The 23315-nt window shown below is 64.3% G+C and carries 23 protein-coding genes; 17 read left to right on the top strand and 6 right to left on the bottom strand.

Annotated features, from left to right (window positions below):
* Nucleotides 1-21: 21 nt before the first annotated feature.
* Together MESOP_RS29460 and MESOP_RS29465 are read right to left on the bottom strand one after the other, a co-directional pair.
* Nucleotides 22-828 (bottom strand): SDR family NAD(P)-dependent oxidoreductase, encoded by an 807-nt coding sequence (locus MESOP_RS29460; RefSeq protein WP_013897001.1) that lies wholly within the window; start codon nt 826-828, stop codon nt 22-24.
* Nucleotides 825-1679: an NAD-dependent epimerase/dehydratase family protein gene (locus tag MESOP_RS29465; RefSeq protein WP_013897002.1), complete on the bottom strand. Its 855-nt coding sequence runs from the start codon at nt 1677-1679 to the stop codon at nt 825-827. Before MESOP_RS29465 ends, MESOP_RS29460 begins: the two co-directional genes overlap by 4 nt.
* A 235-nt stretch (nt 1680-1914) precedes the next feature.
* Here MESOP_RS29465 and MESOP_RS29470 point away from each other — a divergent pair, with 235 nt between their 5' ends.
* Genes MESOP_RS29470 through MESOP_RS29480 form a run of 3 tightly spaced genes read left to right on the top strand, consistent with a single transcriptional unit; the run spans nt 1915 to nt 4391 of the window.
* The gene (locus MESOP_RS29470; protein ID WP_013897003.1) at nt 1915-2559 is read left to right on the top strand and encodes a cysteine hydrolase family protein; all 645 of its coding nucleotides are present in this window, start codon (nt 1915-1917) and stop codon (nt 2557-2559) included.
* 46 nt (nt 2560-2605) lie between these two features.
* Nucleotides 2606-3154, top strand: coding sequence for a MarR family winged helix-turn-helix transcriptional regulator (locus MESOP_RS29475; RefSeq protein ID WP_013897004.1), 549 nt, complete (start codon nt 2606-2608; stop codon nt 3152-3154).
* Between the two features lie 43 nt (nt 3155-3197).
* The gene (locus MESOP_RS29480; RefSeq protein WP_013897005.1) at nt 3198-4391 is read left to right on the top strand and encodes an amidohydrolase family protein; all 1194 of its coding nucleotides are present in this window, start codon (nt 3198-3200) and stop codon (nt 4389-4391) included.
* Here MESOP_RS29480 and MESOP_RS29485 read toward each other — a convergent pair.
* Both MESOP_RS29485 and MESOP_RS29490 read right to left on the bottom strand, forming a co-directional pair.
* Complete coding sequence (locus MESOP_RS29485; protein WP_013897006.1) at nt 4388-4972, bottom strand: amino acid synthesis family protein; 585 nt, start codon at nt 4970-4972, stop codon at nt 4388-4390. The genes MESOP_RS29480 and MESOP_RS29485 overlap by 4 nt on opposite strands.
* Nucleotides 4969-5553, bottom strand: a complete 585-nt coding sequence (locus MESOP_RS29490) for an amino acid synthesis family protein (protein ID WP_013897007.1) — start codon at nt 5551-5553, stop codon at nt 4969-4971. The genes MESOP_RS29485 and MESOP_RS29490 overlap by 4 nt, the downstream gene beginning before the upstream one ends.
* Before the next feature lie 255 nt (nt 5554-5808).
* Here MESOP_RS29490 and MESOP_RS29495 point away from each other — a divergent pair, with 255 nt between their 5' ends.
* The 6 genes from MESOP_RS29495 (at nt 5809) to MESOP_RS29520 (ending at nt 12483) form a co-directional block, all read left to right on the top strand.
* Nucleotides 5809-6813 carry a BMP family lipoprotein gene (locus MESOP_RS29495; protein ID WP_013897008.1) on the top strand — a complete coding sequence of 335 codons (1005 nt, stop codon included), beginning with the start codon at nt 5809-5811 and terminating at the stop codon, nt 6811-6813.
* A gap of 170 nt (nt 6814-6983) precedes the next feature.
* Nucleotides 6984-8501 (top strand): ABC transporter ATP-binding protein, encoded by a 1518-nt coding sequence (locus MESOP_RS29500; protein WP_245264998.1) that lies wholly within the window; start codon nt 6984-6986, stop codon nt 8499-8501.
* Nucleotides 8501-9541 carry an ABC transporter permease gene (locus MESOP_RS29505; RefSeq protein WP_013897010.1) on the top strand — a complete coding sequence of 347 codons (1041 nt, stop codon included), beginning with the start codon at nt 8501-8503 and terminating at the stop codon, nt 9539-9541. Before MESOP_RS29500 ends, MESOP_RS29505 begins: the two co-directional genes overlap by 1 nt.
* A complete protein-coding gene (locus MESOP_RS29510; RefSeq protein WP_013897011.1) occupies nt 9529-10515 on the top strand; it encodes an ABC transporter permease in 987 nt (328 codons plus the stop codon). The genes MESOP_RS29505 and MESOP_RS29510 overlap by 13 nt, the downstream gene beginning before the upstream one ends.
* A 10-nt stretch (nt 10516-10525) precedes the next feature.
* Nucleotides 10526-11539 carry a nucleoside hydrolase gene (locus MESOP_RS29515; protein WP_013897012.1) on the top strand — a complete coding sequence of 338 codons (1014 nt, stop codon included), beginning with the start codon at nt 10526-10528 and terminating at the stop codon, nt 11537-11539.
* Between the two features lie 11 nt (nt 11540-11550).
* Nucleotides 11551-12483 carry a nucleoside hydrolase gene (locus MESOP_RS29520; RefSeq protein WP_013897013.1) on the top strand — a complete coding sequence of 311 codons (933 nt, stop codon included), beginning with the start codon at nt 11551-11553 and terminating at the stop codon, nt 12481-12483.
* A 74-nt stretch (nt 12484-12557) separates the two neighbouring features.
* Here MESOP_RS29520 and fghA read toward each other — a convergent pair whose 3' ends face one another.
* The gene (gene fghA, locus MESOP_RS29525) at nt 12558-13403 is read right to left on the bottom strand and encodes an S-formylglutathione hydrolase (RefSeq protein WP_013897014.1); all 846 of its coding nucleotides are present in this window, start codon (nt 13401-13403) and stop codon (nt 12558-12560) included.
* Nucleotides 13404-13645: 242 nt separating this feature from the next.
* Nucleotides 13646-14317, bottom strand: a complete 672-nt coding sequence (locus MESOP_RS29530; RefSeq protein WP_013897015.1) for a GntR family transcriptional regulator — start codon at nt 14315-14317, stop codon at nt 13646-13648.
* A gap of 139 nt (nt 14318-14456) precedes the next feature.
* Here MESOP_RS29530 and MESOP_RS29535 point away from each other — a divergent pair, with 139 nt between their 5' ends.
* The 8 genes from MESOP_RS29535 to MESOP_RS29570 all read left to right on the top strand — a co-directional run bounded on the left by MESOP_RS29535 (nt 14457) and on the right by MESOP_RS29570 (nt 23274).
* Nucleotides 14457-15044, top strand: coding sequence for an amino acid synthesis family protein (locus tag MESOP_RS29535; protein WP_013897016.1), 588 nt, complete (start codon nt 14457-14459; stop codon nt 15042-15044).
* Nucleotides 15037-16830, top strand: a complete 1794-nt coding sequence (locus MESOP_RS29540) for an alpha/beta fold hydrolase (RefSeq protein ID WP_013897017.1) — start codon at nt 15037-15039, stop codon at nt 16828-16830. Before MESOP_RS29535 ends, MESOP_RS29540 begins: the two co-directional genes overlap by 8 nt.
* Nucleotides 16831-16835: 5 nt before the next feature.
* Entirely contained in the window at nt 16836-17885 is a 1050-nt protein-coding gene (locus tag MESOP_RS29545) for an LLM class flavin-dependent oxidoreductase (protein ID WP_013897018.1), read from the top strand.
* On the top strand, nt 17885-19363 hold the full coding sequence (locus MESOP_RS29550; protein ID WP_013897019.1) for an aldehyde dehydrogenase: 1479 nt from the start codon (nt 17885-17887) through the stop codon (nt 19361-19363). The genes MESOP_RS29545 and MESOP_RS29550 overlap by 1 nt, the downstream gene beginning before the upstream one ends.
* Before the next feature lie 80 nt (nt 19364-19443).
* Nucleotides 19444-20478, top strand: coding sequence for an ABC transporter substrate-binding protein (locus MESOP_RS29555; RefSeq protein WP_013897020.1), 1035 nt, complete (start codon nt 19444-19446; stop codon nt 20476-20478).
* Between the two features lie 60 nt (nt 20479-20538).
* Entirely contained in the window at nt 20539-21399 is an 861-nt protein-coding gene (locus MESOP_RS29560) for an ABC transporter permease (RefSeq protein WP_013897021.1), read from the top strand.
* A gap of 1 nt (nt 21400) precedes the next feature.
* On the top strand, nt 21401-22201 hold the full coding sequence (locus tag MESOP_RS29565; RefSeq protein ID WP_013897022.1) for an ABC transporter permease: 801 nt from the start codon (nt 21401-21403) through the stop codon (nt 22199-22201).
* Nucleotides 22198-23274: an ABC transporter ATP-binding protein gene (locus MESOP_RS29570; protein ID WP_013897023.1), complete on the top strand. Its 1077-nt coding sequence runs from the start codon at nt 22198-22200 to the stop codon at nt 23272-23274. The genes MESOP_RS29565 and MESOP_RS29570 overlap by 4 nt, the downstream gene beginning before the upstream one ends.
* Nucleotides 23275-23315 lie beyond the last annotated feature (41 nt).

Consider the following 23315-nt stretch of genomic DNA (forward strand, 5'->3'; position numbering starts at 1 on the left):
CCCGGGAATTTGCGGCGACCCCTAGCGATATTTTGGAAACGCGCCGCCGGCCGGCGCGTTGGCCCAGCTCTGCAAGGTCTGACCGCCGTCGATCAACCAGTCGACGCCGGTCACATGCCTTGCCTCGTCCGAAGCGAGGAAGGCCACCGCGGCAGCGACATCCTCCGGCTGGCCAATGCGGCGCAGGGGGATCCGGTCGGCGAAATGCTGGACGCTGCTTTTGAAATCGCCGTCGCCTGCAGCCGGCACGCCGAGCGTCGTCTCGATCACGCCGGGGCAGATGGCGTTGACGCGTATGCCGTAGGGGGCGGCATCGAGCGCGGCGACGCGCGTCAGCCCGACGACGCCATGTTTCGAAGCGACATAACCGGCGCCGCCCGAAAGCACGTCCCAGCCGGCCATGGACGAACCCATGTTGACGATCGAGCCGCCGGCTCCGGCCTTGATCATGGCCTGGAGCGAGGCCTGCAGGACGAGGAAGATGCCGCGCAAATTGATGCGGATGATGGTGTCCCAGTCCTCGACCGGCAAATCATGCACGGGAGCGACGGCGCCCGAAATCCCGGCATTGTTGAATACGACGTCCAGGCCGCCAAATGCCTCGACGGTCGTTTCGACGGCGTTGCGCACATTCTGCTCATCGGTGACGTCGGCTTCGATGGCGACCGTGTCTTCGCCGAGAGAGCTGGCCAGTTGCCGGGCCGCCGCGCCGTTGCGGTCGACAATGGCAACCCGCGCGCCTTCGTCGCGGAAACGCCGGACCGCGGCACTGCCAATGGCGCCGGCGCCGCCGGTGACGAGGACCGTCTTCTGGTCGAACCGTTTCATCCCTGGGTCTCCGGCTTTGGATAGGAACGCCATGAGTGCTCCGGCGCGAAGCCGATCGTCGCGCGCGCGTGGGCCGTATCGAGCACGGCGCCGAAACCGGCGATTGGCCGCGACAGGGCGACCCCCGGATAGACCCGGCGGACCAGCGCTTCGGTTTCCTCTTCCATGAAGGTGTCGGCGGCACTGAGCAGGACCCGCAGATGGCCGCCGCCTTGCCATTCGAGCGCCCGCAGGAAGCCCTGCCCGGCATCACGCGCATCGAGATAGCTCCACAGGTCGCGGGCACTGTCGGCGGTGGCGCGGCGCGGGCCGACGCCGGCGAAAAAGGATTGCGGGGTCTGGATCCACGGCATGCGGATGCTGACCGCCGAAAAAGCGCCGCGGCGCACCGCCGCGTCGACGATTTCCTCACCCAGCCACTTCGACAAGCCGTAAGGATCCTGCGCACCGACCGGATGGTTCATGTCGACCGGCAGATAGGGCGGAATGACCGCCTTCTCGAAGAAGGGATAACCGAAGACGCTGAAGGAGGAGGCATAGACGAAGCGCCCGATGCCAGCCAGGGCCGCAGCTTCGACGACATTGTAGGCGGTCGCGACGTTGGTCCTGAACACCTCGCCGCCGGCCCGACCGGTCGGCCGCGGAATGGCCGCGACATGCACGACGGCATCGCAGTCGCGCACCAGTTGAAGCGCCGATCCCAGGTCCGTCAGGTCGGCGGTGGCATGACGCCATGCGCTCCCGACCGGCGCCACCGCATCGATGCCCAGCACATCATGGCCGGCGGCAATCAGTGCCTCGGCCACATGACGGCCGAGCAGGCCACTGGCTCCGGTGACAATCGTCTTCATAATCACGGCCCTCGGCTCGCACGCTCAATGGCTTGAATATCATTGATGGTCATACAAATCGAGCGCAAGATTGCATACCCTTGTCAAGGCCATATCGCACTGGACAAATAGCGCATACGCTTATCGGAGCGGCGTGCGCAAGGCCGGAGAGCACAGCTTTGCGTCGAACGGGATTGACTTGGCATCCGCCAAGGTTTTTTGTATGAGCATCAACGATCGACCAAAGGAGATCGCCATGGCCGTGGACGTTTTTTCCTCGCATCGGCACGATGATGCGGTGCGCCTCGATCCGCAACGCGCAGCCATTGTCGTCATCGACATGGTCAATGAATTCTGCAAGCCCGGCGGGGCCATGGTCCTGCCTGGATACGAGACGCTGGTCGCGCCGCAACTGGCCGTCATCGAGGCTGCGCGCGCCGCCGGTGTGCCGGTGATCTGGGTTCACGATGCCCACCGGCCCGGCATGCGCCGCGAGCGTGAATGGGTAAAGCGCACACCGCATTGCGTGGAGGGAAGCTGGGGACCGGAAATCATCGAGGATCTCGGTGCGCGCGACGACGAGATCCACGTCATCAAGCGGCGCTACTCGGCCTTCTTCCAGACCGACCTCGACCTGACCCTCAAGGACATGCAGGTCGACCAGTTGATCATCTTCGGCGTGGTCACCAATATCTGCGTGAGATCGACCGTCCACGACGCTTTTTTCCAGGGTTATGAAGTGGTGGTGCCGAGCGATTGCTGCGCGGCGACCGGACCGCGCGAGCAGGAAAGCTCGCTCTACGACATAGCGACGCATTTCGGCGTGGTCAGCGATTCGGCTGATGTCGTCGCGGCATTGCGCGACGGGACGTCGCTGCAGCCGGCGAGCGTCGCGGCGTGAGCCTTTTAGAGCCAGCGGCATCCAAGACATGCGATAGGAGTCCGGTTTGACGACCGAAAAGAAATCCGGGAAAGATGAGACGCCGAGGCGGCAACGCGGCAGCGCGGTGCCGCTGAGCCGCGAGCAGATGCTGGAGCGATACGCCGAGACCGGATACGAGTTGGACCGCCACCCGGCGCACGTCATCCGCAAGGCGCATCAGCGCGCGACACTGCGCTTCCAGCAGGTCATGGCTGGCGAAGACCTTTCGCCAACCCAGTTCGCGGCGCTTGCCACGATCCTCAAACATGGCGAAGTCTCGCAGAACCATCTCGGCCGGCTGACGGCGATGGACCCGTCGACCATCAGCATCGTCATGCGCAAGCTGCTCAAGCACGGGCTGATCACGCGCAGCGCTTCCGACACCGATCAGCGCCTGTCGATGATCGCGCTGACCGAGAAAGGTACCGAATATACGCTCGAGCGGCTCGAACGCAGTGTCGAGGTCGGACGGCGGTTCCTGTCGCCTCTGTCAGCCACCGAGCAAGCGACGTTGCTGCGGCTGCTCCAGCGCATCAATGACGACGATCCATCGAATGGGGACAACGGCAAATAAGGCGCGCCCAGGCCCTTTTCCATACCAGCAGAAATGAGAACCGATGTCGTCCGACCCCAAGTCGTCTGCCAACACGCTCGTCGTCCGCAACATCGGCCTGATGCTGAGCGGCGACCTCAGCCATCCCATCATCGACGCCGACACCATTGTCGTGGCCGACGGGCGCATAACCGGTATTGGCAAGGCCGATGACGTCGACAGCGGCAATGCGGCGACTATCATCGATGCGATGGGCTGCGCGGTGGCGCCGGGGCTTATCGACAACCATGCCCATCCCGTGGCTGGCGACTGGACGCCCCGGCAGAACCAGATCGGCTGGATGGATTCGACCGTGCATGGCGGCGTCACCACGATCATTTCGGCGGGCGAGGTCCACACGCCCGGCCGCCCACGCGACCTGATCGGGCTGAAGGCGCTGGCGATCGCGGCGCAGCGGACCTTCTCCAACTTCCGTCCCAACGGGATGAAGATCCTGGCCGGCGCGCCCATCCTTGAGCCCGGCCTCACAGAGGACGATTTCCGCACCTTGGCCGAAGCTGGTGTGACGCTCGTCGGCGAGGTTGGACTAGGCGGCGTCAAGGACGGTCCGACCGGCAGGCAGATGATCGCCTGGGCGCGCAAATACGGCATGACCTCAATGACCCATACGGGCGGTCCGTCCCTGCCCGGCTCCGGCCGCATCGGCGCCGACGTCGTGCTGGAGGTCGACGCCGATATCGTTGCCCACGTCAATGGCGGGCCGACGGCTCTGCCCGAAAGCGAGATCCGGCAGATTTGCGAAAACGGCTCTCGGGCGCTTGAAATTGTCCACAACGGCAATCTGCGCACCGGCCTGTTCGTGCTCGACCTGGCAAGGCAGCGCGGCGAGCTTTCGCGCATCGTCCTCGGCACGGACAGCCCTGCCGGATCGGGCGTGCAGCCGCTCGGCATCCTGCGGATCCTGACCATGCTGGCTTCGCTGGGTGGTATTGCGCCGGAAGTGGCGTTCTGCCTCGCCAGCGGCAACACGGCGCGGGTCCGCGGGCTGGCTGACCGGGGCATCATCGAAGTTGGCCGCGCCGCCGACCTTATCTTCATCGATCAGGCGATGGGCGGCGCCGGCGACGGGCTGCTCGACAGCGTGGCGTTGGGCAATCTGCCGGGCATCGGCATGGTCGTCATCGATGGCGAGGTGCGTACCGGCCGCAGCCGCAACACCCCGCCGGCAATGCGGGTGCCGGAAGTCAGAGCGGCCTAGCTGACGCCGTCCTTGCCGATAATCTTGTCCTTGGTCAGCCCGCCGACGCGGGGGTGCGGCCTGCCGGAATCGGTGACGGCGATGGCGACGACGATCTCGTCGGCGCGCGGTGCGTCGGGAACGCGAACCTCCATGCCGTCGAAATGACTGCGCACCCGTGCCGCATCCTTGTGGCCAAGCGGAATGTCGAGCGGCACGCCAAGGCCGCCACGCTTTTTCGATGAGGGAATGAGCGCGGCGCCCTTGCCGAGCACATCGCGAAACGGGGCGCCGAGCTTTGGATGAAGGATGGCGGCGGCATGTTCGAGCTCGCCGTCGGCGCCGACGGCGGCTGCCTTGCCGAAGCTTTCGACCTGGTCGCCGGCGATGCCGAGGGCAGCGACGGCACGCCTGGGCAATATATCGCCCAGCGCCTCGCCAATGGCGCTCAACGCCGACAGATCCTCGACAAAGGTCCCGGCATATGGGTTACGGATCACGGCGATGGAAGCGGCGCGCCGCGTCGGCGGGTCGACAGGGCGCCCGCCTTCGATCCGGGTTTCCTCGACGATGGTGATGATGCGGCGGATTTCCATGCTCATCGCAATCCGTCCTCGCCCTTGATGTCGGCTGCAGCCAGGCCGCCGACCCGCGCATGAACGCGCGCACCGGTGGTCATCGCCAGGATGACCGCCATCTCGTCGCTGCGCGGTGCATCGCCAACGCCGATCTCGATCGCGTCGAAATGGCTGCGCACGTAAGAGGCGTTGATGTGGGTGATCGGAATGTCGATGCGCGTTCCGGGGCCGCCGACCTTTTTGGTCGATGGCACGATGGCCTTGGCGTCGCCGAGAAGTTCGCGCATCGCGTAGCCGCCCGGATTGTGCCACAGTGCGCCATGTTCAAGCTCGCCGGCGGCGCCGACGATGGCACCCTTGCCATAGCCTTCGACAGCAGCGACGCCATCACCCATGGCATCGATCAGCCGCCGTGCCATTTCGAGGCCGAGCGGCCTCAGATCCTCCATGAAGCCGGTGATCTCTTCGACGTAGCGTCCAGCAAAAGGGTTGGCGATGACGGCGACAATCGCGCCGCGCTTGGGCGGGCGTGCCGCGGGCGGCCCGCCCTCATGGAAGATCTCCTCGACCTGGACCAGAAATTTTCTGACCACCACAGCTGGCATTGCGCGTATCCTTCGTCCCGTCACTCATGAAAACTCGTTAGAGTATCAACAATTATCCATCGTCGATGTTTGTCAAGCGTCGACGTCGAGCAAGCGAATGGAGCGGCCAGGAAAACTGCAATGGATGCCGATTGACAGCCTGTCGGGCCGCTCATAAACTCATATGACCATCAACGAACTCGCCGTTGTCCCGGCGATACGTGGGGGATGGTCAAGGCATGGCTTTAAAGCTGAAAAAAGCTGAAGGGGAATGACATGAAAAGGGCGCTCAAGAGTTTATTCCTGGCAGGCACGATGCTTGCCGTTTCGTTGGGTTCGGCTGCCGCACAGACCAAGGTCTCCGTGGCCGCCATCTCGGGCTATTTTGCCCAGGGCTTCGGCGTTTCGATCGTCAACGGCCTCAACAAGGCCAAGACCGACTTCGGCATCGACCTCAAGCTGGTCGATACCGGCAACCGGGCCCTCGACTACGAGGAGCAGTTCGAGAACCTCGCCAAGGCCAAGCAGTACGACCTGATCTTCGTGATGGGCTGGGAACTGGTGGATTCGCTGCAGAAGGTCAGCAAGGAGTATCCCGACCAGCGCTTCGTCTTCATCGACGGCGTGCTCGACAACCCCAAGATGATCTACGCCAACTTCGCCGAGGAACAAGGCTCCTTCGTCGCCGGCGCGCTGGCCGGCATGATCGAGGCCAAGGGCAGCGAATTTCCCAAGATCGGCGACGGCAAGGCAATCGGCTTCGTCGGCGGCCGCGACATCCCGGTGATCCGCAACTTCCTCGGCGGCTACGAACAGGGCGCCAAATACGCCGCGCCCGACGTGAAGGTGAATTCCGTGTTCGCCGGCACTTTCGACGATCCGGCCAAGGGCAGCGAGCTTGCCCAGGCGCTTTACGGCCAGGGCTCCGACATCGTCTACAACGTTGCCGGCCCGACAGGCGAAGGCGTGATGCAGGCAAGTGCCGCGGTCGACAAATATTCGATCGGCGTCGACATCGACATGTGCGGCTCGGCGCCCGGGAACGTACTCGCAAGCATGTTGAAGCGCGGCGATATCGCCGTCTACACGCTGATCAAGGACGAGGTCGAGGGCCGCAAGGTCACCGCGGGCACCCGCACGTTTGACCTCGCCTCGGGCGGCGTCGAGGTCAAGGTCTGCGACGACATCGCCCCCAAGATCCCGGCTGACGTGACCACCAAGCTGGACGAGATCAAGAAGGGCATCCTCGACGGCAAGATCGTGATCGCCAAGGCGAAGTAAGCCAGCAGCAGCGCATTCCTCCCAAGAAAGCGCTACGCTGATCCGCCGCGGCTTGCCGTGGCGGATCAGCGTCCAATCTGCCAGAGCTCCCAATCTGCGAGAGCCCCAAATCTACGAGAGCCATAGTGTCGAACGCGCCGGGGTCACCGACCCTCCACAGCACTGCCGCAATGGCCGTCGAGTTGACTGCTATCACCAAGCGGTTTGGTGCGTTCGTTGCCAATGACGGTATCGACCTTGCCGTGCGCCGGGGTGAAATCCACGCCATCATCGGCGAGAATGGCGCCGGCAAGACGACGCTGATGAACATCCTGTTCGGTCTGCTCCAGCCCGACGAAGGGTCGATCCGGCTGAATGGCGAGGCCACGGTGGTGGCCGACCCGGCCGTCGCCATCAAGGCTGGGCTCGGCATGGTGCACCAACATTTCAAGCTGGTGCCTTCGCTGTCGGTCGCCGACAACGTCTTTCTCGGCATGGAAATCCGCCGGCATGGGCTGATCGACCATGCCGCGCAGATTTTGCGCACGCGCGACCTGTCGAAGCGCTTCGGACTGCATGTCGATCCAACCGAGCGCGTCCGGCTGCTCTCGGTCGGCATCGAGCAGCGCATCGAAATCCTGAAAGTCCTGGTGCGCGGCGCCCGCACCATCATCCTCGACGAGCCGACCGCCGTGCTGACGCCGCAAGAGAGCCGCGAACTGTTCCAGACGCTGCGCAGCTTCGTCGCCGAGGGCATGACCGTGATCTTCATCTCGCACCATCTGGAAGAGGTGATGGAGGTGTCCGACACGGTGACCGTACTGCGCAACGGCAAGAAGGTGGCGACCCGTCCGACGTCGGAACTCAGCAAGGACGAGCTGGTGCGCATGATGGTCGGCCGCGAGGTCAGTTTCGACCGGCGGCCGCGCGCGGCGCTGCATGGCGACGTGGTCCTCGACGTCAAGGATCTGTGGGCGCGCGACGATCGCCGGCTGCCGGCTGTTCGTGGTGCAAGCTTTGCTGTCCGTTCCGGCGAGGTTGTGGGCATAGCCGGCGTCGCCGGCAACGGGCAGACGGAACTGGCCGAGGTGCTTTCGGGCCTGCGGCCGGCAAGCCATGGCGGAGCCTGGTTGAAGGGCCAGGATCTCACCACGCTCTCCACCGCCGCAATTCGCGAGGCCGGCCTTGCCCATGTTCCGGGCGACCGCATGGTGCGCGGCGTCGATCGCAATGCGTCGATCGCGGCAAACACGCTGATGGGCCGCCAGCATCGTGCGCCGTGGTCCAACAAGGGCGTGCTCAACTGGAAGGCTATCGGCCAGGGTGCCAACGCCCTGATCAAGAGCTTCGACATTCGTGCGCAGGGATCGGGAGACGCGGTCAAGCGGCTTTCGGGCGGCAACATCCAGAAAGTAGTGCTGGCGCGCGAATTCACCAATGGCGCCGACTTCCTGCTGATCGACCAGCCGACGCGCGGCGTCGACATCGGCGCCCAGGAGGCCATCCACGACGAGATCATGCGCCAGCGCGCGGCCGGCCGTGCCATCCTGCTGATCTCCGTGCAGCTTGACGAACTGGCCGCCCTCGCCGACCGCATCCTGGTGATGTTCAACGGGCGCATCATGGGCGAAGTTGCCGGCGACGATGCCGACGAAGACAGGATCGGCATGATGATGGCGGGTGTCTCGCCGCAGATGGAGCCCGCATAATGACTGACCGTTTGCGCGCTTTTTCCGGCCAGATCATCGCCATAGGCGTGGCCCTGCTGATGGGCGCGGTCATCATCCTCATGGTCGGCGAGAGCCCGGTCCGTGTCTTCATGACGCTGTTGCGTGGCGCCTTCGGCGACCAGGAAAAGATCGCCGGCACGTTGCTGCAGACGACGCCGATCCTGATTTGCGGTGTCGCAGCCTGCGTCGGGCTGCGCGGCGGCATGTTCAACGTCGGCATAGAGGGGCAGTTGTTCCTTGGCGGATTTGCCGCCGCCTGGGTCGGTTTCTCCTTTTCCCTGCCCGCGGGCATTCACACGCTGGCGGCCCTGGGGCTTGCTGTCGTCGCGGGCGCGGCCTGGGTCGCCATCCCCGCCTATTTCCGGGCCCGCTACAACACCAACGAAGTCGTTTCGACGATCCTGTCGAACTATATCGCGGTCCTGCTGACTTCCTACTTCACCATCTTCCTGTTCAAACGGCCCGGCGGCTGGTCCGAGACGCCACCGATCCTGGCAACGGCCTATCTGCCGGAGATCTTTTCATTTTCGCGGCTGAACTGGGGGCTGGTCATCGGCCTGCTGCTGGCGCTCGGTGTCGCGCTCGTGTTCCGCTACACCAGCTGGGGCTACGGCGTGACGATGGTCGGCTCGGCGCCGAAGTTCGCCGAATATGGCGGCATCAACGTGAAACGGCAGGGCTTCGTGGTGCTGCTGCTTTCAGGCGCAGTCGGCGGACTGGCCGGGGGCATCGAGACCCTTGGCGTGCATCACCGGTTCATGGAGGGCTTTGCTCCGGGTTTCGGTTTCGACGGGCTGATCGCGGCGTTGCTCGCCAACGGCTCGCCGGTCGCCACCATCGTCACGGCGCTGTTCTTTGGCGCGCTTCGCAGCGGGTCGCTGCTGCTCGAGGTCGACACCACAGCGTCGCGCGAAATCATCACCGTGATCCAGGCGCTGATCATCCTCAGCGTGTCGGCGCAGGTTCTGGTCAGACGCCGCGGCGACAGCCAGGCGGGGGAGCGGCGATGGAAATTCTAGACAAGCTCGTCAACGTCGCGCTGATAGCGGCGACGCTGCGCACCACCGCGCCCATTCTCCTGGTCGCGCTTGGCGGGTCGTTCACCACCAAGGCCGGCATCTTCAACATCGGCCTCGAGGGGCAGATGCTGGCAGGCGCCTTCTTCGCCGTCATCGGCTCGATCTGGACAGGCTCGGCATTCGTAGGCGTGGCCTGCGGCGTTGCCGCCGCACTTGCCTTCGCGCTCGCCTTTGCCGTGCTGGTGGTAACGTTCCGGGCCAATGAGGTGGTCGTTGGGTTGGCCCTCAACATCCTCGCCGGCGGCATGACGATCTCGCTGATGAAGGCGATCTTCGGCACGCGCGGATCGATCGTCGGCCATGGCATTGTCGGCCTGCCCAAGGTACAGATACCTGGCGCCCAGGCGCTGCTCGGCTCGTGGGCGCCACTGATCTCGGGTTTCACGCCGATCGTCTATGTCGCGTTCATCGCGGTGCCTCTGCTTGTGCTGTTCTACAGCCGCACCCGGCTCGGGCTCTATATCCGCGTCATCGGTGAAAAACCCGAAGCCGCCGAGGCGCTCGGCATCTCGATCACACGCGTCCGGTACATCGCCTCGCTGCTGTGTGGGTTGCTCGCGGGGCTCGCGGGCGCGCATCTGTCGCTCGGCTACATCACCATGTTCACCGAGAACATGTCCTCGGGACGCGGCTTCATGGCGGTAGCGATCCTCATCTTCTCCAATGGCGATCCGCTGAAGGTGCTGGCCGGTTGCCTTTTGTTCGGCTTCGCCGACGCCTTCTCGCTGCGCCTGCAGACGTTCGGGTTTCCGTCCTATCTGGTACTTACCGTGCCCTACGTCGTCGCGCTGACGGCGCTGTTCGCGCTGTCCTACCGGGCGCGGCCAAGGATCATCAAGGAGACGCTGGCATCGATTCAGAAACTTCTGTCGGTGGACAGGAACAGCGCTCCGGTCGACAAAAATCCCCAATGAAGGAACTTTCATGGAACGCATAATCCTCGACGTGGATTCTGCCGGCGACGACATCCTCGCCGTGCTGTTTGCCGCGGCGAACCCGAATGTCCGGCTCGAAGGCGTCACCACCGTGACCGGTGCGGCCGGCCCCATCGAACAGGTCACCAATGTCGTCCTCAACACGCTGACGCTTGCCGGGCGCGACGACATCCCGGTCCACGCCGGCGCGTGGCGGCCGATCGTCGGCAATGCCAAGGCCGACATGGAGGCGCCGGTTCATTTCGAAAAGCGGCTCGTTGCCCGCTTCGGCGACCGGCTGAAGAAATTCAATCCGCCGGCACCGCCTCCATCCCGCTCGGCAACGCCAGGGCACGCTGTCGATTTCATCATCGAGACCGTCATGGCCAATCCCGGCGAGATCACGCTGGTGACGACGGGGCCGCTAACCAATGCGGCAATGGCGCTGCTGCAGGAGCCGCGCCTGACGGGCGCGCTCAAGCGGCTGCTGGTGCTGGGCGGCAACTTCCAGACGCCCGGCAACATCACGCCGCTGTCGGAGTACAACATCTGGGCCGATCCGGAAGCTTCACGCATTGTGCTCAACGCCGACGTCGACAAGATCCTGGTGCCGCTCGACATCTGCGAGGACAACCGCGTCGCCGCCTCGATGCTGACGCGCGACGACATCGCCGACATGCGGGCAATTGCCCGCAAGAACGCGGTCTTCGAGATGATCGCCGACAGTTTCCCGATCTATATCGACATCTGGCGCGAGTTCTTCGACCTTGTCGGCTTCCCGATGGACGACGTCATCACCGTCGCGCTGGCCTTTGATCCTGGCCTTGCCACCATGACCGAGCCGCTCTTCGTCGATGTCGTGCTGGACGGGCGCCTCGCGCGTGGACAGACCGTTGCCCATCGCGGCCGGCAGTTGCTGCCCGGCGGCGGACCGAAGACCACGCGGATCTGCACCGATCTCGACGGCCGCCGCTTCCTCAACCTCTTCAAGCAAACCATCGCGCGCTACGAACAAGCCGCGTGAGGACCGAAAATATGACCACTGCAACTCCCATCCTGTTCGACTGCGATCCTGGCCACGACGACGCCATCGCGCTGGTCATGGCGCATCGTTCGCCGGCCATCGAGCTACTCGGCGTCACCACGACCTGTGGCAACGCCGAGGTCGAGAAGACGACGGCCAACGCGCTGCGCATCCTCGAGTATATCGGTGCCGGCGATGTGCCGGTGGCGCAGGGCTGTCACCGTCCGCTGGCGCGGCCGCTGGTGCTTGGCACCGCCGATGGCCCAAGCGGCCTCGAGGGCTCGCCCTATTTGCCGCAGGCCACGATCAAGCCGATCGACCAGCACGCCGTCGATTTCCTGGCTGACAAGCTCCGCACAGCGCCCGAGCCGATCCTGGTCGTCGCCACCGGCCCGCTGACCAATATCGGCCTGATGATCCTCAAGCACCGCGATGTGCTGCCGAAGATCAAGGAGTTGATCTGGATGGGCGGTGTCTTCTACCGCAAGAGCGAGATCATCACGCCGACCGAGTTCAATGCCTTCTGCGACCCGGAAGCACTGAAGATCGTGCTGGACAGCGGCGTGCCGATCCTGATGGTCGGCCTCGACGTCACCATGCAGGTGCTGATCGAGGCGCCGCAATATGCCGAACTCGCCACGATCGACACGCCGCTCGGCAAGCTCGTCAACGACTGGCTGCTGTTCTACGAGAAACTGCACCGCAACTCGATGGGCGTCGGCGGCGCCATGCATGATCCGCTGGCCCTGGCGCTCGCCATCGACCCGACACTGGTGCGCACACGTCCCGCCCATATCGGCGTCGATTTGTCCGGGACCTATGCTTTCGGCGCGACGGTCGCCGATTTCTGGGGCGAGCGCGGCGAGAAGGACAATGCGCGGATCGCCCACGAGGTCGATGCGGGCCGTTTCTTCAAGCTGATGTTCGACCTGCTACGGGATTAGACCCGCTCGGGGTTATTCCTTGGTTCAGCGTGCCCGGTGCCAAGAGGCTAGCCAGACAATCTCGGGGATAATCTCTAGGACAATCTCTGGGCATGCCATCTCAGATGGTCTTCCATGAATGTCGAGATGAAGAAATACGAGTGATCGTAGCCGTCCTGCATCCGCAAGGTCAGCGCAATGCCGGCCTTGGCGCAGGCCGCTTCCAGCAGCCAGGGCTTCAGCCCGTCATTGAGAAATCCGTCCGAGGTGCCCTGATCGACGAAAAACTCCAGGAAGCGGTGGCCATCCTCGATGAGCGAGGTGGCATCGTAGCCACGCCATGATGTCTCGTCCGCGCCAAGATACTTCTCGAAGGCCGGGCGCGACCAGCCGGCGGTGCTCGGCTGCACGATCGGCGCGAAGGCCGAGCAGCTTTTGAAGCGCCCGGGATTCTTGAGCGCTATCGTCAGTGCGCCATGCCCGCCCATGGAATGGCCAAAGATCGCCTGGCGCGCCATGTCGGCCGGAAATTCCCGCGCGATCAACGCCGGCAATTCCTCGGTCACATAGGAATACATGCGGTAGTTCGTGGCGTAGGGCGCTTGCGTCGCGTCGACGTAGAAGCCAGCACCGCTGCCAAACTGCCAATTGTCCTTCTCGTCGGGAACATCGGCGCCACGCGGACTGGTGTCGGGACAGACAACGATCAAGCCAAGCTCGGCGGCCATCCGCCTGTATTCCCCCTTGTCCATGACATTGGCATGCGTACAGGTGAGGCCGGAGAGGTACCATACGACGGGGCAAGGCTTTTCACGGGCCTGGGGCGGCACGAAGACGGCAAAAATCATGTCGCAGGAGCAGGCATCCGAGGCGTGGGAATAGACGCCCTGCACACCGCCGTGCGACTTGGCAACGGAGATGGTCTTCATCTGGTCCGACATGTGTTTCTTCTCCACCATTGGAAAACGTCGTTGCGGCCGCCTGTCTACGGCATCGGTCGGGATCACGGCAACCTTGATGGATTGGATCATGCTTTGGCACCATTCCGCTCCAAGGAACCGAAGCCCCCATGCGGTGGCGGCGCATGCATGCCGCTCCCAAGCACCGAGACTGACGGATCGCGCGGCGTCCACAGGCTAGGTTGTCGACAAATTATCGCATGGTCCTCATGACAGACGGCTGATCATCTCGAGCGCAGCAATTTCTGCGCGATGGACCAAGCCTGTTCGACATGATGCCGGGCGGCGGCCTCGGCCTTGTCGGGGTCGCGCGACTTGATGGCGTCCACGATCGCAGTCATTTCGGCTATCGCCGGTTCCCGGCGATCGGTCGAACTTATGGTCATCGAGCGCAGTTGATTGATGCGAACATTCAATCCCTGCACGATCTCCCAGGCGATGCGCTTTCCAGCAGCGTCGAAGAACTTCTCATAGAAGTTCGCCGTAGCCCGCATCACCTCGACCGGCTCCCCTGACGCCCAGGCTTCAAGAAGTTTCACAAAGGCGCCGTCGAGCAGGGCGATCTGCTCCTCGGTCGCGGAGGTCGCGCAAGCCCGCGCCGCGATGCCTTCCAGCAGTGCCCGCAATTCATAGATCTCGTCGGTTCGGCCAAGATCCGGCTTGGCCACGGCGGGCCCATGGCCTGGTATCATCTGCACCAGGCCTTCCGCCTCCAGTTGCCGCAAGACCTCGCGCACAACGGAACGGCTGACCCCGAGCTGATCGCAAAGCGGCCGTTCGACCAGCCTTTCTCCAGGCTGGAAATGGAAGCCCATGATTGCCTCGCGCATGCGCTCCAGCGCCAGCGTCCGCAATGTCTTGGCAGAGCGGTCGATCCGCAGCGTATCGTCTGACATTTCTCTCTGCCTCCTCGCGCAGCCACAAAACAGATTCCATAGGCGATTGACAAGGTTCTTGGCGCTCCATAGCATGGTATACCATAAGACGATACAGTGATGACGGCGCGGCAAGGCGCCATCCGACCAAGGACTTCTGATGAAACCGGCCATTCGCAAGACCGTCACCTACATCGAGAACACGCTGATCGAGGGCGGCAAGACGGTACCCAAGCCGTTGCGCCTTATCGGCGTCGCCGCGGTGCTGACGAACCCCTGGGCCGGCCGGGGCTTCACCGACGACCTGTCGCCGGAGATCCGCGCCTTTGCCCCCGTCCTCGGCGAAATGCTGACCCGCGAGATCATCGCCGTCGCCGGTTCGGGCGAGGCTATCGAAGGCTATGGCAAGGCCGCCATCTGCGGAACGGCGGGCGAGATCGAGCACGCATCCGCGTTGATCCACACGCTGCATTTCGGCAATCACTACCGCCGTGCCGTCGGCGCCAAGACCTATCTCGCCTTCACCAATCTACGCGGCGGGCCGAACACGCCGATCATGATCCCGCTGATGGACAAGAACGACGAAGGCCGCCGTTCGCACTATCTGACCGTGCATTTCCAGATCGGCGATGCGCCCGCCCCCGATGAACTGGTGGTGGCGCTCGGCGCGTCGATCGGCGGGCGCCCGCACCACCGCATCGGCGACCGCTATCAGGACCTCAGGGAAGTCGGGGACCTGCATGGCTGAGCTCGCCGCCACCGCATGGGTCCGGCAAACGGCGCCGGACGGCACCGGCTTCATCCGTGCCGGCTCCGGCGCGCCGGTGCTGCTCATCCACGGCGTCGGCATGAACGCGACGATCTGGCACGATCAGATCGCGTCGATGCAAGACAATCACGATCTGATCGCCATCGACATGCTCGGCCATGGCGGTTCGCCGCTGCCGCCTGAAGATGCTGGCCTCACAGACTTCGCCGATCAGGCACTGCGCCTGATCGACCATCTTGGTCTGGCTTCGGTGTCGATCGTCGGTCATTCGATGGGGGCTCTGGTCGCCCTGGAAATCGCCCTTCACGCACCGTTGCGCGTCCGTTCCCTCGTCTGCCTCAACGCGGTGTTCCGCCGCCCGGCCACCCTTGCGCAGGCGGTGCGCGAGCGTGCGGCGGTGCTTGGCTCGCACGGCGATGCCTCCGCCATTGCGGCAACATTGGCCCGTTGGTTCGGCGATCCGCTGCCGGAGAGCCTGGCCGGTGCGTCCGCGACGGCACGTGCTGCCCTTGAAGGCGTCGACCCCGAGGGCTACGCGCGCACCTATCGCCTGTTTGCCCGCGCCGATGCCGAGCACGCCGACACCTTGGCCAGGCTTGCCGCACCAGCCCTGTTCATGACCGGGTCGCAAGACAGCAATTCGACCCCGGCGATGTCGGCGGCGATGGCGAGGCTCGCGCCGCATGGTCAATGCCTGGTGCTGAGCGGAGAAAGGCACATGATGGCGATCGCCTCGCCCGAAAGGGTGACCCGGCACATCAATGCCTTCCTCGACACCGGGCAAGCCGCGAAGCCGCAGGCCGACGGCGCCTTCGACAGCAGCGAATTCCGGCGTGCGCTCGGCTCCTTCCTGACCGGCGTCACCATCGTCACCACGATCGGGGCAGAGGGCGAGCCGCGCGGCTTCACCGCCAACTCCTTCACCTCGGTCTCGCTAGAACCGCCGCTGGTGCTTGTCTGCATCGCCAAGAAAGCGCTGGGTCACAGCGCTTTCTCGACATCGAGGGGTTTTGCCATCAACATCCTGTCTGAGAGCCAAAAGGCCCAGTCCGGCATCTTTGCCTCCAAGGCCGCGGACAAGTTCGCGAGCGTCGGCTGGCAGGCCGGCCAGACCGGCAATCCCCTGATCGACGGTTCCGTGGCGGTGTTCGATTGCGCCATGGAGCAGTTGGTCGACGCCGGCGATCATTCGATCCTCATCGGCCGCGTTCGCGATTTCAGCCACAATGGAGCGCAGCCGCTGGGCTATTGCCGGGGCACCTATGTGACGCCCGGCCTCAGCCAGGAGGCGCTGGCGGCCGTGCCGCCCGACACGGAAGTCGGCGCCATTCTGGAAAATGAGGGCCGTGTGCTGTTCTTCGAGACATCCGACGGGTTTCACGAATTGCCGGCCGGACGTGGGCTCGGCACGTCGAAAGATCCGCGCAGCCTCAAGGGATGTCTTGCCGCCAGGGCTGTCGAGGCGCAGCTCGGCTTCCTGTTCGCCGTGTGGGACGATGCAGCCAACCCCTCGCGCACGCATGTCTATTATCGCGGTACGGTCGAGGGCCCTTACACGGATGACCGCCGTGTCAGGCTTGTCGACATCGAACAGATCGCCGCGTTGAAAATCGCCGACCCGGCAGTGCGTTCGATGCTTGCCCGCTATGCGCGCGAACGTACGCAAGATGCGTTCGGCGTCTATGTCGGCAACGAGGTCGAAGGTGAAGTCCAGCCACTCGCCTGGCCCTCGCCTTCCGCAATTCTTCAGTCCGGTCGCAGGTGAAGCCGATGAAATTCTCGCTTTTTGTCCACATGGAGCGCTCGGATCTGGCAAAGCCGCATTCCGAGCTTGTCGGCGAGCTGGAAGAGCTGGTTCTGCAGGCCGAGGCGGCAGGCTTCGAGACCGCCTGGATCGGCGAGCACCATGGCATGGAATTCACCATCTCGCCGAACCCGTTCATCAACATCGCCTGGCTCGCAGCCAGGACAAAGCGCATTCGGCTCGGCACCGGTACCATCGTCGCGCCGTTCTGGCATCCGATCAAGCTCGCCGGCGAAGCCGCGATGGCCGACGTCATTGCCGGCGGCCGGCTCGATATCGGCATAGCGCGCGGCGCCTACGCCTACGAATACCAGCGGCTGTTCCCCGGCCTGGAAGCATGGGGCGCGGGCCAGCGCATGCGCGAAATGGTGCCTGCAATCCGTGGCCTGTGGGATGGCGATTTCGAACTCTCCGGCGAGTTCTGGTCGTTCCCCTCGACCACCTCGTCGCCCAAGCCGCTGCAAAAGCCCTATCCGCCGATCTGGGTTGCGGCGCGCGACCCCAACTCGCACGACTTCGCTGTCGCCAGCAAATGCAATGTGCAGGTGACGCCGCTGGCCTCCGGCGATGGCGAAGTGGTGAGCCTTATGGAGCGCTTCAACGCTGCCTGTGCTGCCCACCCCGACATAGCGCGGCCTGACATCATGCTGCTGATGCACACATTCGTTGCCGAGGACGCCGCCGATGCCGAGCAGCTGACGAAGGATCTGTCGCTATTCTACTGCCAGTTCGGCGCCTGGTTCCAGAACAAGAAGCCGGTGCGCCAGGGCATATTGGAGCCGCTGACCGAAGCCGAAATCGCGGCCATGCCGCAATATGCGCCGGACAAGATCAGGCAGAACCTGGTCATCGGCGAAGCCGACGAGGTGATCGCCAGGCTGAAGGCCTACGAGGCGCTCGGCTACGACCAGTATTCGATCTGGATCGACAGCGGCCTCTCCCACCAGCGCAAGAAGAAGTCGCTGCAGCTCTTCATCGACAAAGTGATGCCGGCCTTCGAAGGATCGCACGCGTGATGCGCACCGACGAATTCAGGAACTACATCGACGGAGGTTTCGCCGAAGCGGCGGCAACTTTCGACAGCATCGATCCTTCGACAGGAACGCCATGGGCAAAGATGCCGGCGGCGACGACCGCCGATGTCGACCGCGCCGTCGAGGCAGCGTACCGGGCGTTGCGCTCCGGCCCGTGGGCATCGATGACGGCGACGGCGCGCGGCAAGATTCTGGTGCGGCTCGGCGATCTCGTCGTCGCCAATGCCGATCGGCTGGCGCAACTCGAAACCCGCGACACCGGCAAGATCATCCGCGAGACCCGCGCCCAGATCGCCTATGTCGGCGACTATTACCGCTATTATGGCGGGCTGGCCGACAAGCACGAAGGCTCGTTCGTCCCCATCGACAAGGCGGACATGGAGGTGACGATCAGGCCCGAGCCGATCGGCGTCGTCGCCGCCCTGGTGCCATGGAATTCGCAGCTCTTCCTGTCCGCCGTCAAACTCGGGCCGGCGCTGGCGGCCGGCTGCACCGTCGTCCTCAAGGCCTCCGAGGACGGCCCTGCCCCGTTGCTCGCCTTTGCCGAGCTCGTCCATGAGGCAGGATTTCCGGCCGGGACCGTGAACATCCTGACCGGCTTCGGCCATGATTGCGGCCAGCGCCTGACCAGCCATCCGCTCGTCGCCCGCGTCGCCTTCACCGGCGGTCCGGCAACCGCCCGGCAGATCGTCAGGAACACGGCCGAGAACCTCGCCTACACGACGCTCGAACTGGGCGGCAAAAGCCCGGTCGTGGTGTTTGCCGATGCCGACCTGGACAGCGCCGCCAACGCGGTCGTCTCCGGCATCTTCGCCGCCACCGGCCAGAGCTGCGTCGCCGGCTCCCGGCTGCTGGTCGAGCGGTCGGCAAAGGACGAATTCCTGGCGAGGCTCAAGCGCAAGGCCGAGGCGATCCGGATAGGCGATCCGCAGGATCCGGCAACCGAGATGGGGCCGCTGGCCACGTCGCGGCAGCGCGAATGGATCGAGAACGTCGTCGCGGCAAGCCTTGCCGGAGGCGGGCGGCTGGTCACCGGCGGTGAAAGACCAGCCGGTCAGGCAGGCGGGCTCTATTACGCGCCGACGATCATCGATGCGCATGACAATACCGGGTTGCCCTGCGTGCGCGAGGAGCTGTTCGGTCCGGTGCTCAGCGTGATCGCCTTCGACACGGAAGCCGAAGCCCTGACGCTGGCCAACGACACGCCGTTCGGCCTCGCCTCCGGCGTCTTCACCACCAATCTCGCCAAGGCGCACCGTATGGCGCGCGGCATCCATGCCGGCGTGGTCTGGGTCAACACCTATCGCGCCGTCTCGCCGCTGGTTCCGTTTGGCGGTTATGGCCAGTCAGGCCTCGGCCGCGAAGGCGGCATGGACGCGATCCGCGACTACACGCGTTCGAAATCGGTCTGGATACGCACCTCGGACGACCCCATTCCCGATCCTTTTGTCATGCGGTAGCCGCCGCATGCCGGGGAAACGCGATCAAGGCGAAAACGCCGGTCGCGGACAGCCAACGAAAACAAACAGAGGAGAACGACATGAAACTGATCATCACCGGCGCCCTAGCCCGCCTTCTTGCAACAACACTTCTCGCAACGACACTTCTGGCATCGACGGCCGCAAGGGCCGAGGACATGGTGTTCACCAGCTGGGGCGGGACGACCCAGGAAGCGCAGACCAAATCCTGGGCCGAACCGTTCAGCGCCGCATCCGGCATCAAGGTCATGCAGGACGGTCCGACCGACTACGGCAAGCTGAAGGCGATGGTCGACGCCGGCAGCGTCAATTGGGATGTCGTCGACGTCGAAATGGATTTCGCCATCAAGGCGGCCAAGGACGGCTTGCTGGAGCCGATCGACTTCGCCGCCGTGCCGAAGGCAGACCTTGATCCACGCTTCACCACCGATCACGCCGTGGGCAGCTTCTACTATTCCTTCGTGCTCGCCTGGAACAAGGGCTCCGTTTCGGGCGACCCGGCCGGCTGGGCCGACATGTTCGACACCAAGAAGTTCCCGGGCAAGCGGACCTTCTACAAATGGTCGGCGCCCGGCGTCATCGAGATCGCGCTGCTGGCCGACGGCGTTCCGGCCGACAAGCTTTATCCGCTCGACCTCGACCGCGCCTTCAAGAAGCTCGACACCATCAAATCGGATATCGTCTGGTGGGGCGGCGGGGCGGAGTCGCAGCAATTGATCGCATCCGGCGAAGCAACGTTCGGCCAGCTGTGGAACGGCCGCGTCTTCGCGCTGGATAAGGATGGCGCCGATGTCGGCGTCTCCTGGAACCAGAACCTGACCGCCGCCGACGTGCTGGTGGTGCCGAAGGGCGCCAAGAACAAGGACGCCGCGATGAAGTTCCTCGCCGCGGCAAGCAGCCCGGCCGGCCAGGCGAAGTTCGCCGAAGCCAGCGGCTATGCGCCTGTCAACACCAAGGCCAAGGCCGAGATGCCGGCCGATGCGGTGAAGGCGCTGCCGGATACCCACGTCGACGGGCAGATCAACCTCGACATGAACTACTGGGCCGAGCACCGCGACGAGATCGCCACGCGCTGGTATGCCTGGCAGGCGAAGTAAGCCTGCCCTCGAACAGAAAGGGACGAGACGGCGTCTCGTCCCCACAGCCGGATCGCTGCCATGTCGGTCGAAACACGCCAGAGCCTACCAACATTTCGGATGCCGGCAGGCTTCGGTGGCCTTTTGCCGGCGCTGGTGCTGATCGCGCTGTTCTTCGTCGTGCCGGTGCTGGCCCTGCTTTTGCGCAGCATCACCGAACCCGAGCCCGGCCTGCAGAACTACGCGACGCTGCTCGGTGACGGAACCTATGCGCGGGTGTTCTTCAACACCTTCCTGGTTGCCGCGGTGGTCACCGCCGTCACCGTGCTGGTCGCCTTCCCGGTCGCCTGGATGCTGGCGATCATGCCATCGGGTCTGGCCTCGATCGTCTTCGGCATCATCATCCTGTCGATGTGGACCAATCTCCTGACCCGCACCTATGCCTGGATGGTGCTGCTGCAGCGCACCGGTGTCATCAACCGGGCGCTGCTCGCCATCGGCGTCATCGACCAGCCGCTGCCGCTCATCAACAACCTGACCGGCGTCACCATCGGCATGGTCTACATCATGCTGCCGTTCATGATCCTGCCGCTGGTCGGCACGCTGCGGGCGATCGATCCGATGACGCTGCGGGCGGCGGCACTGTGCGGCGCAAGCTCCTTCCAGGCATTCCGCCGCATCCTGCTGCCGCTGTCGCTGCCCGGCATCGCGGCCGGCGGCCTGATGGTCTTCGTCATGTCGCTTGGCTACTTCGTCACCCCGGCACTGCTCGGCGGCACGTCGAACATGATGCTGGCCGAAATGATCGCGCAGATGATCCAGTCGCTGCTCAATTGGGGGCTCGGCAGCGCCGCCGCCTTCATCCTGCTGGTCGTCACCATGGTGCTCTACGCGTTGCAGCTGCGCCTTGTCGGCGCCAGGCGCATGAGCGGAGGCATCTGAGATGCTGCTCGACTACGAGCGCCTGGGATGGCTGAAAATCGCCCTGCTCGGCTTCACCGCGCTGGTCGCCGGCTTTCTCCTGCTGCCGGTGGTCTTCATCGTGCTGCTCTCCTTCGGCTCGTCGCGCTGGCTTGCCTTTCCGCCGCCCGGCTGGACACTCAAATGGTATCAGGAGCTTTTTGCCGACCCGGCCTGGCTCGACGCGGCGCTGACCAGCGCCAAGATCGCCACCATGACGGCGATCCTGGCAGTGGTGATCGGCCTGCTCGCCTCCTTCGCCCTGGTTCGCGGCCAGTTCCACGGACGCGAGATCCTGCGCGGCCTGCTGCTGACGCCGATGGTGCTGCCGGTGGTCGTCTTCGCCATCGCCATCTACGCCTTCTTCCTGCGCCTTGGCCTCGGCGGCACCACGATCGGCTTCGTCATCGCCCACACCGTGCTGGCCTTGCCTTTCGCCATCATCCCGATCGCCACCGCGCTTGAGGGCTTCGACAAGTCGATCGAGGACGCGGCAATCGTCTGCGGCGCGAGTCCCTTCGAGGCCAAGCTTCGGATCACCTTGCCGTCCATTCGCATCGGAATCTTCTCCGCGGCGATCTTTGCCTTCCTCGCCTCGTGGGACGAAGTCGTTGTGGCGATCTTCATGGCCAGCCCCAGCCTGCAGACCTTGCCGGTCAAGATCTGGGGCAGCTTGCGGTCGGATTTGAGCCCGGTGATCGCCGCCGCCTCCAGCCTGCTTGTCGGCCTGACGCTCGCCCTGATGGTGGTGACGGCGTTGCTGCAGCGAAAGTTCCGGACATGACCCAGCCCTTCCTTTCCATCCGCGGCCTGCGCAAGGCGTTCGGCGCGATCACCGCCGTGCATGACGTCACGCTCGACATTCCAAAGGGCGAGTTCCTGACCTTCCTCGGCCCTTCGGGTTCGGGGAAGTCGACGACGCTCTATGCGATCGCCGGCTTCCAGGATCCGAGCTCCGGCGACGTCCGGCTGGAAGGCAAATCCTTGCTGGCGATACCCTCGCACAAGCGCAACATCGGCATGGTCTTCCAGCGCTACACGTTGTTTCCGCATCTGAGCGTGGCGGAGAACGTTGCCTTTCCGCTTCGCGTGCGCCGCCGGCCGGAGGCGGAGGTGAAAAAGAAGGTCGCCGACATGCTGGCCCTGGTGCGGCTGGAAAGTTTCGCTGCGCGCTTGCCCGGCGCGCTGTCGGGCGGCCAGCAGCAGCGCGTAGCACTGGCCCGGGCGCTGGCTTACGATCCGCCGATCCTTTTGATGGACGAGCCCTTGTCGGCGCTCGACAAGAAGCTGCGCGAAGAAATCCAGGCCGAGATCCGCCGCATCCATCGCGAAACCGGCGTCACCATCCTTTATGTCACCCACGACCAGGAAGAGGCACTGCACCTGTCGGACCGGATCGCCCTGTTCAGGGACGGCCGCATCGAGCAGACAGGCACCGGCGAGGACCTCTATCTGAGACCCGCGACCGATTTCGTCGCCGGCTTCATCGGCAATTCGAATTTCCTTGCCGCCGAACATCTCGGCACCAGCAATGGCACGGCAACGATCCGGCTGGCGGACGGTTCGGTCGTTTCCGGGGTCAAGGTCAACGGTACTTTCGGCAAAGGCCAGAAGACCCGGCTGATGATCCGACCCGAAGCCTTTCGCATGGAGCGGAGCCCGACAAGTGCGGAACTCACCGTCGATGTGGTCGATACCGCTTTCTATGGCGAGCGCCGGCGCATCGTCGCGCAGACCGCCGACGGACAGAAGGTCGATATCAGACCGACCTCCGCCGCCATGCAATCGCGGGATGTGTCGCCATCGAGCCGACAGGTCTTTTTCGACCCGGAGGCCGCGTTCCTGTTTCCCGCCTGAGCTTTCCAAAAGTGGCTCGGGATAAACCCCAGGCTACGGCA

It is taken from the genome of Mesorhizobium opportunistum WSM2075 (assembly GCF_000176035.2).
In the GTDB taxonomy this organism is placed as follows: Bacteria; Pseudomonadota; Alphaproteobacteria; order Rhizobiales; family Rhizobiaceae; genus Mesorhizobium; species Mesorhizobium opportunistum.

Bases quoted from the DNA above. Each gene is read 5' to 3' on its own strand.
- MESOP_RS29465 (WP_013897002.1), bottom strand. From the start codon at position 1,679: ATGAAGACGATTGTCACCGGAGCCAGTGGCCTGCTCGGCCGTCATGTG.
- MESOP_RS29500 (WP_245264998.1), top strand. From the start codon at position 6,984: ATGGCCGTCGAGTTGACTGCTATCACCAAGCGGTTTGGTGCGTTCGTT.
- MESOP_RS29550 (WP_013897019.1), top strand. From the start codon at position 17,885: ATGCGCACCGACGAATTCAGGAACTACATCGACGGAGGTTTCGCCGAA.
- MESOP_RS29540 (WP_013897017.1), top strand. From the start codon at position 15,037: ATGGCTGAGCTCGCCGCCACCGCATGGGTCCGGCAAACGGCGCCGGAC.
- MESOP_RS29570 (WP_013897023.1), top strand. From the start codon at position 22,198: ATGACCCAGCCCTTCCTTTCCATCCGCGGCCTGCGCAAGGCGTTCGGC.
- MESOP_RS29510 (WP_013897011.1), top strand. From the start codon at position 9,529: ATGGAAATTCTAGACAAGCTCGTCAACGTCGCGCTGATAGCGGCGACG.
- fghA (WP_013897014.1), bottom strand. From the start codon at position 13,403: ATGTCGGACCAGATGAAGACCATCTCCGTTGCCAAGTCGCACGGCGGT.
- MESOP_RS29470 (WP_013897003.1), top strand. From the start codon at position 1,915: ATGGCCGTGGACGTTTTTTCCTCGCATCGGCACGATGATGCGGTGCGC.
- MESOP_RS29515 (WP_013897012.1), top strand. From the start codon at position 10,526: ATGGAACGCATAATCCTCGACGTGGATTCTGCCGGCGACGACATCCTC.
- MESOP_RS29485 (WP_013897006.1), bottom strand. From the start codon at position 4,972: ATGAGCATGGAAATCCGCCGCATCATCACCATCGTCGAGGAAACCCGG.
- MESOP_RS29535 (WP_013897016.1), top strand. From the start codon at position 14,457: ATGAAACCGGCCATTCGCAAGACCGTCACCTACATCGAGAACACGCTG.
- MESOP_RS29495 (WP_013897008.1), top strand. From the start codon at position 5,809: ATGAAAAGGGCGCTCAAGAGTTTATTCCTGGCAGGCACGATGCTTGCC.
- MESOP_RS29505 (WP_013897010.1), top strand. From the start codon at position 8,501: ATGACTGACCGTTTGCGCGCTTTTTCCGGCCAGATCATCGCCATAGGC.
- MESOP_RS29460 (WP_013897001.1), bottom strand. From the start codon at position 828: ATGAAACGGTTCGACCAGAAGACGGTCCTCGTCACCGGCGGCGCCGGC.
- MESOP_RS29480 (WP_013897005.1), top strand. From the start codon at position 3,198: ATGTCGTCCGACCCCAAGTCGTCTGCCAACACGCTCGTCGTCCGCAAC.
- MESOP_RS29555 (WP_013897020.1), top strand. From the start codon at position 19,444: ATGAAACTGATCATCACCGGCGCCCTAGCCCGCCTTCTTGCAACAACA.
- MESOP_RS29520 (WP_013897013.1), top strand. From the start codon at position 11,551: ATGACCACTGCAACTCCCATCCTGTTCGACTGCGATCCTGGCCACGAC.
- MESOP_RS29490 (WP_013897007.1), bottom strand. From the start codon at position 5,553: ATGCCAGCTGTGGTGGTCAGAAAATTTCTGGTCCAGGTCGAGGAGATC.
- MESOP_RS29545 (WP_013897018.1), top strand. From the start codon at position 16,836: ATGAAATTCTCGCTTTTTGTCCACATGGAGCGCTCGGATCTGGCAAAG.
- MESOP_RS29565 (WP_013897022.1), top strand. From the start codon at position 21,401: ATGCTGCTCGACTACGAGCGCCTGGGATGGCTGAAAATCGCCCTGCTC.
- MESOP_RS29560 (WP_013897021.1), top strand. From the start codon at position 20,539: ATGTCGGTCGAAACACGCCAGAGCCTACCAACATTTCGGATGCCGGCA.
- MESOP_RS29530 (WP_013897015.1), bottom strand. From the start codon at position 14,317: ATGTCAGACGATACGCTGCGGATCGACCGCTCTGCCAAGACATTGCGG.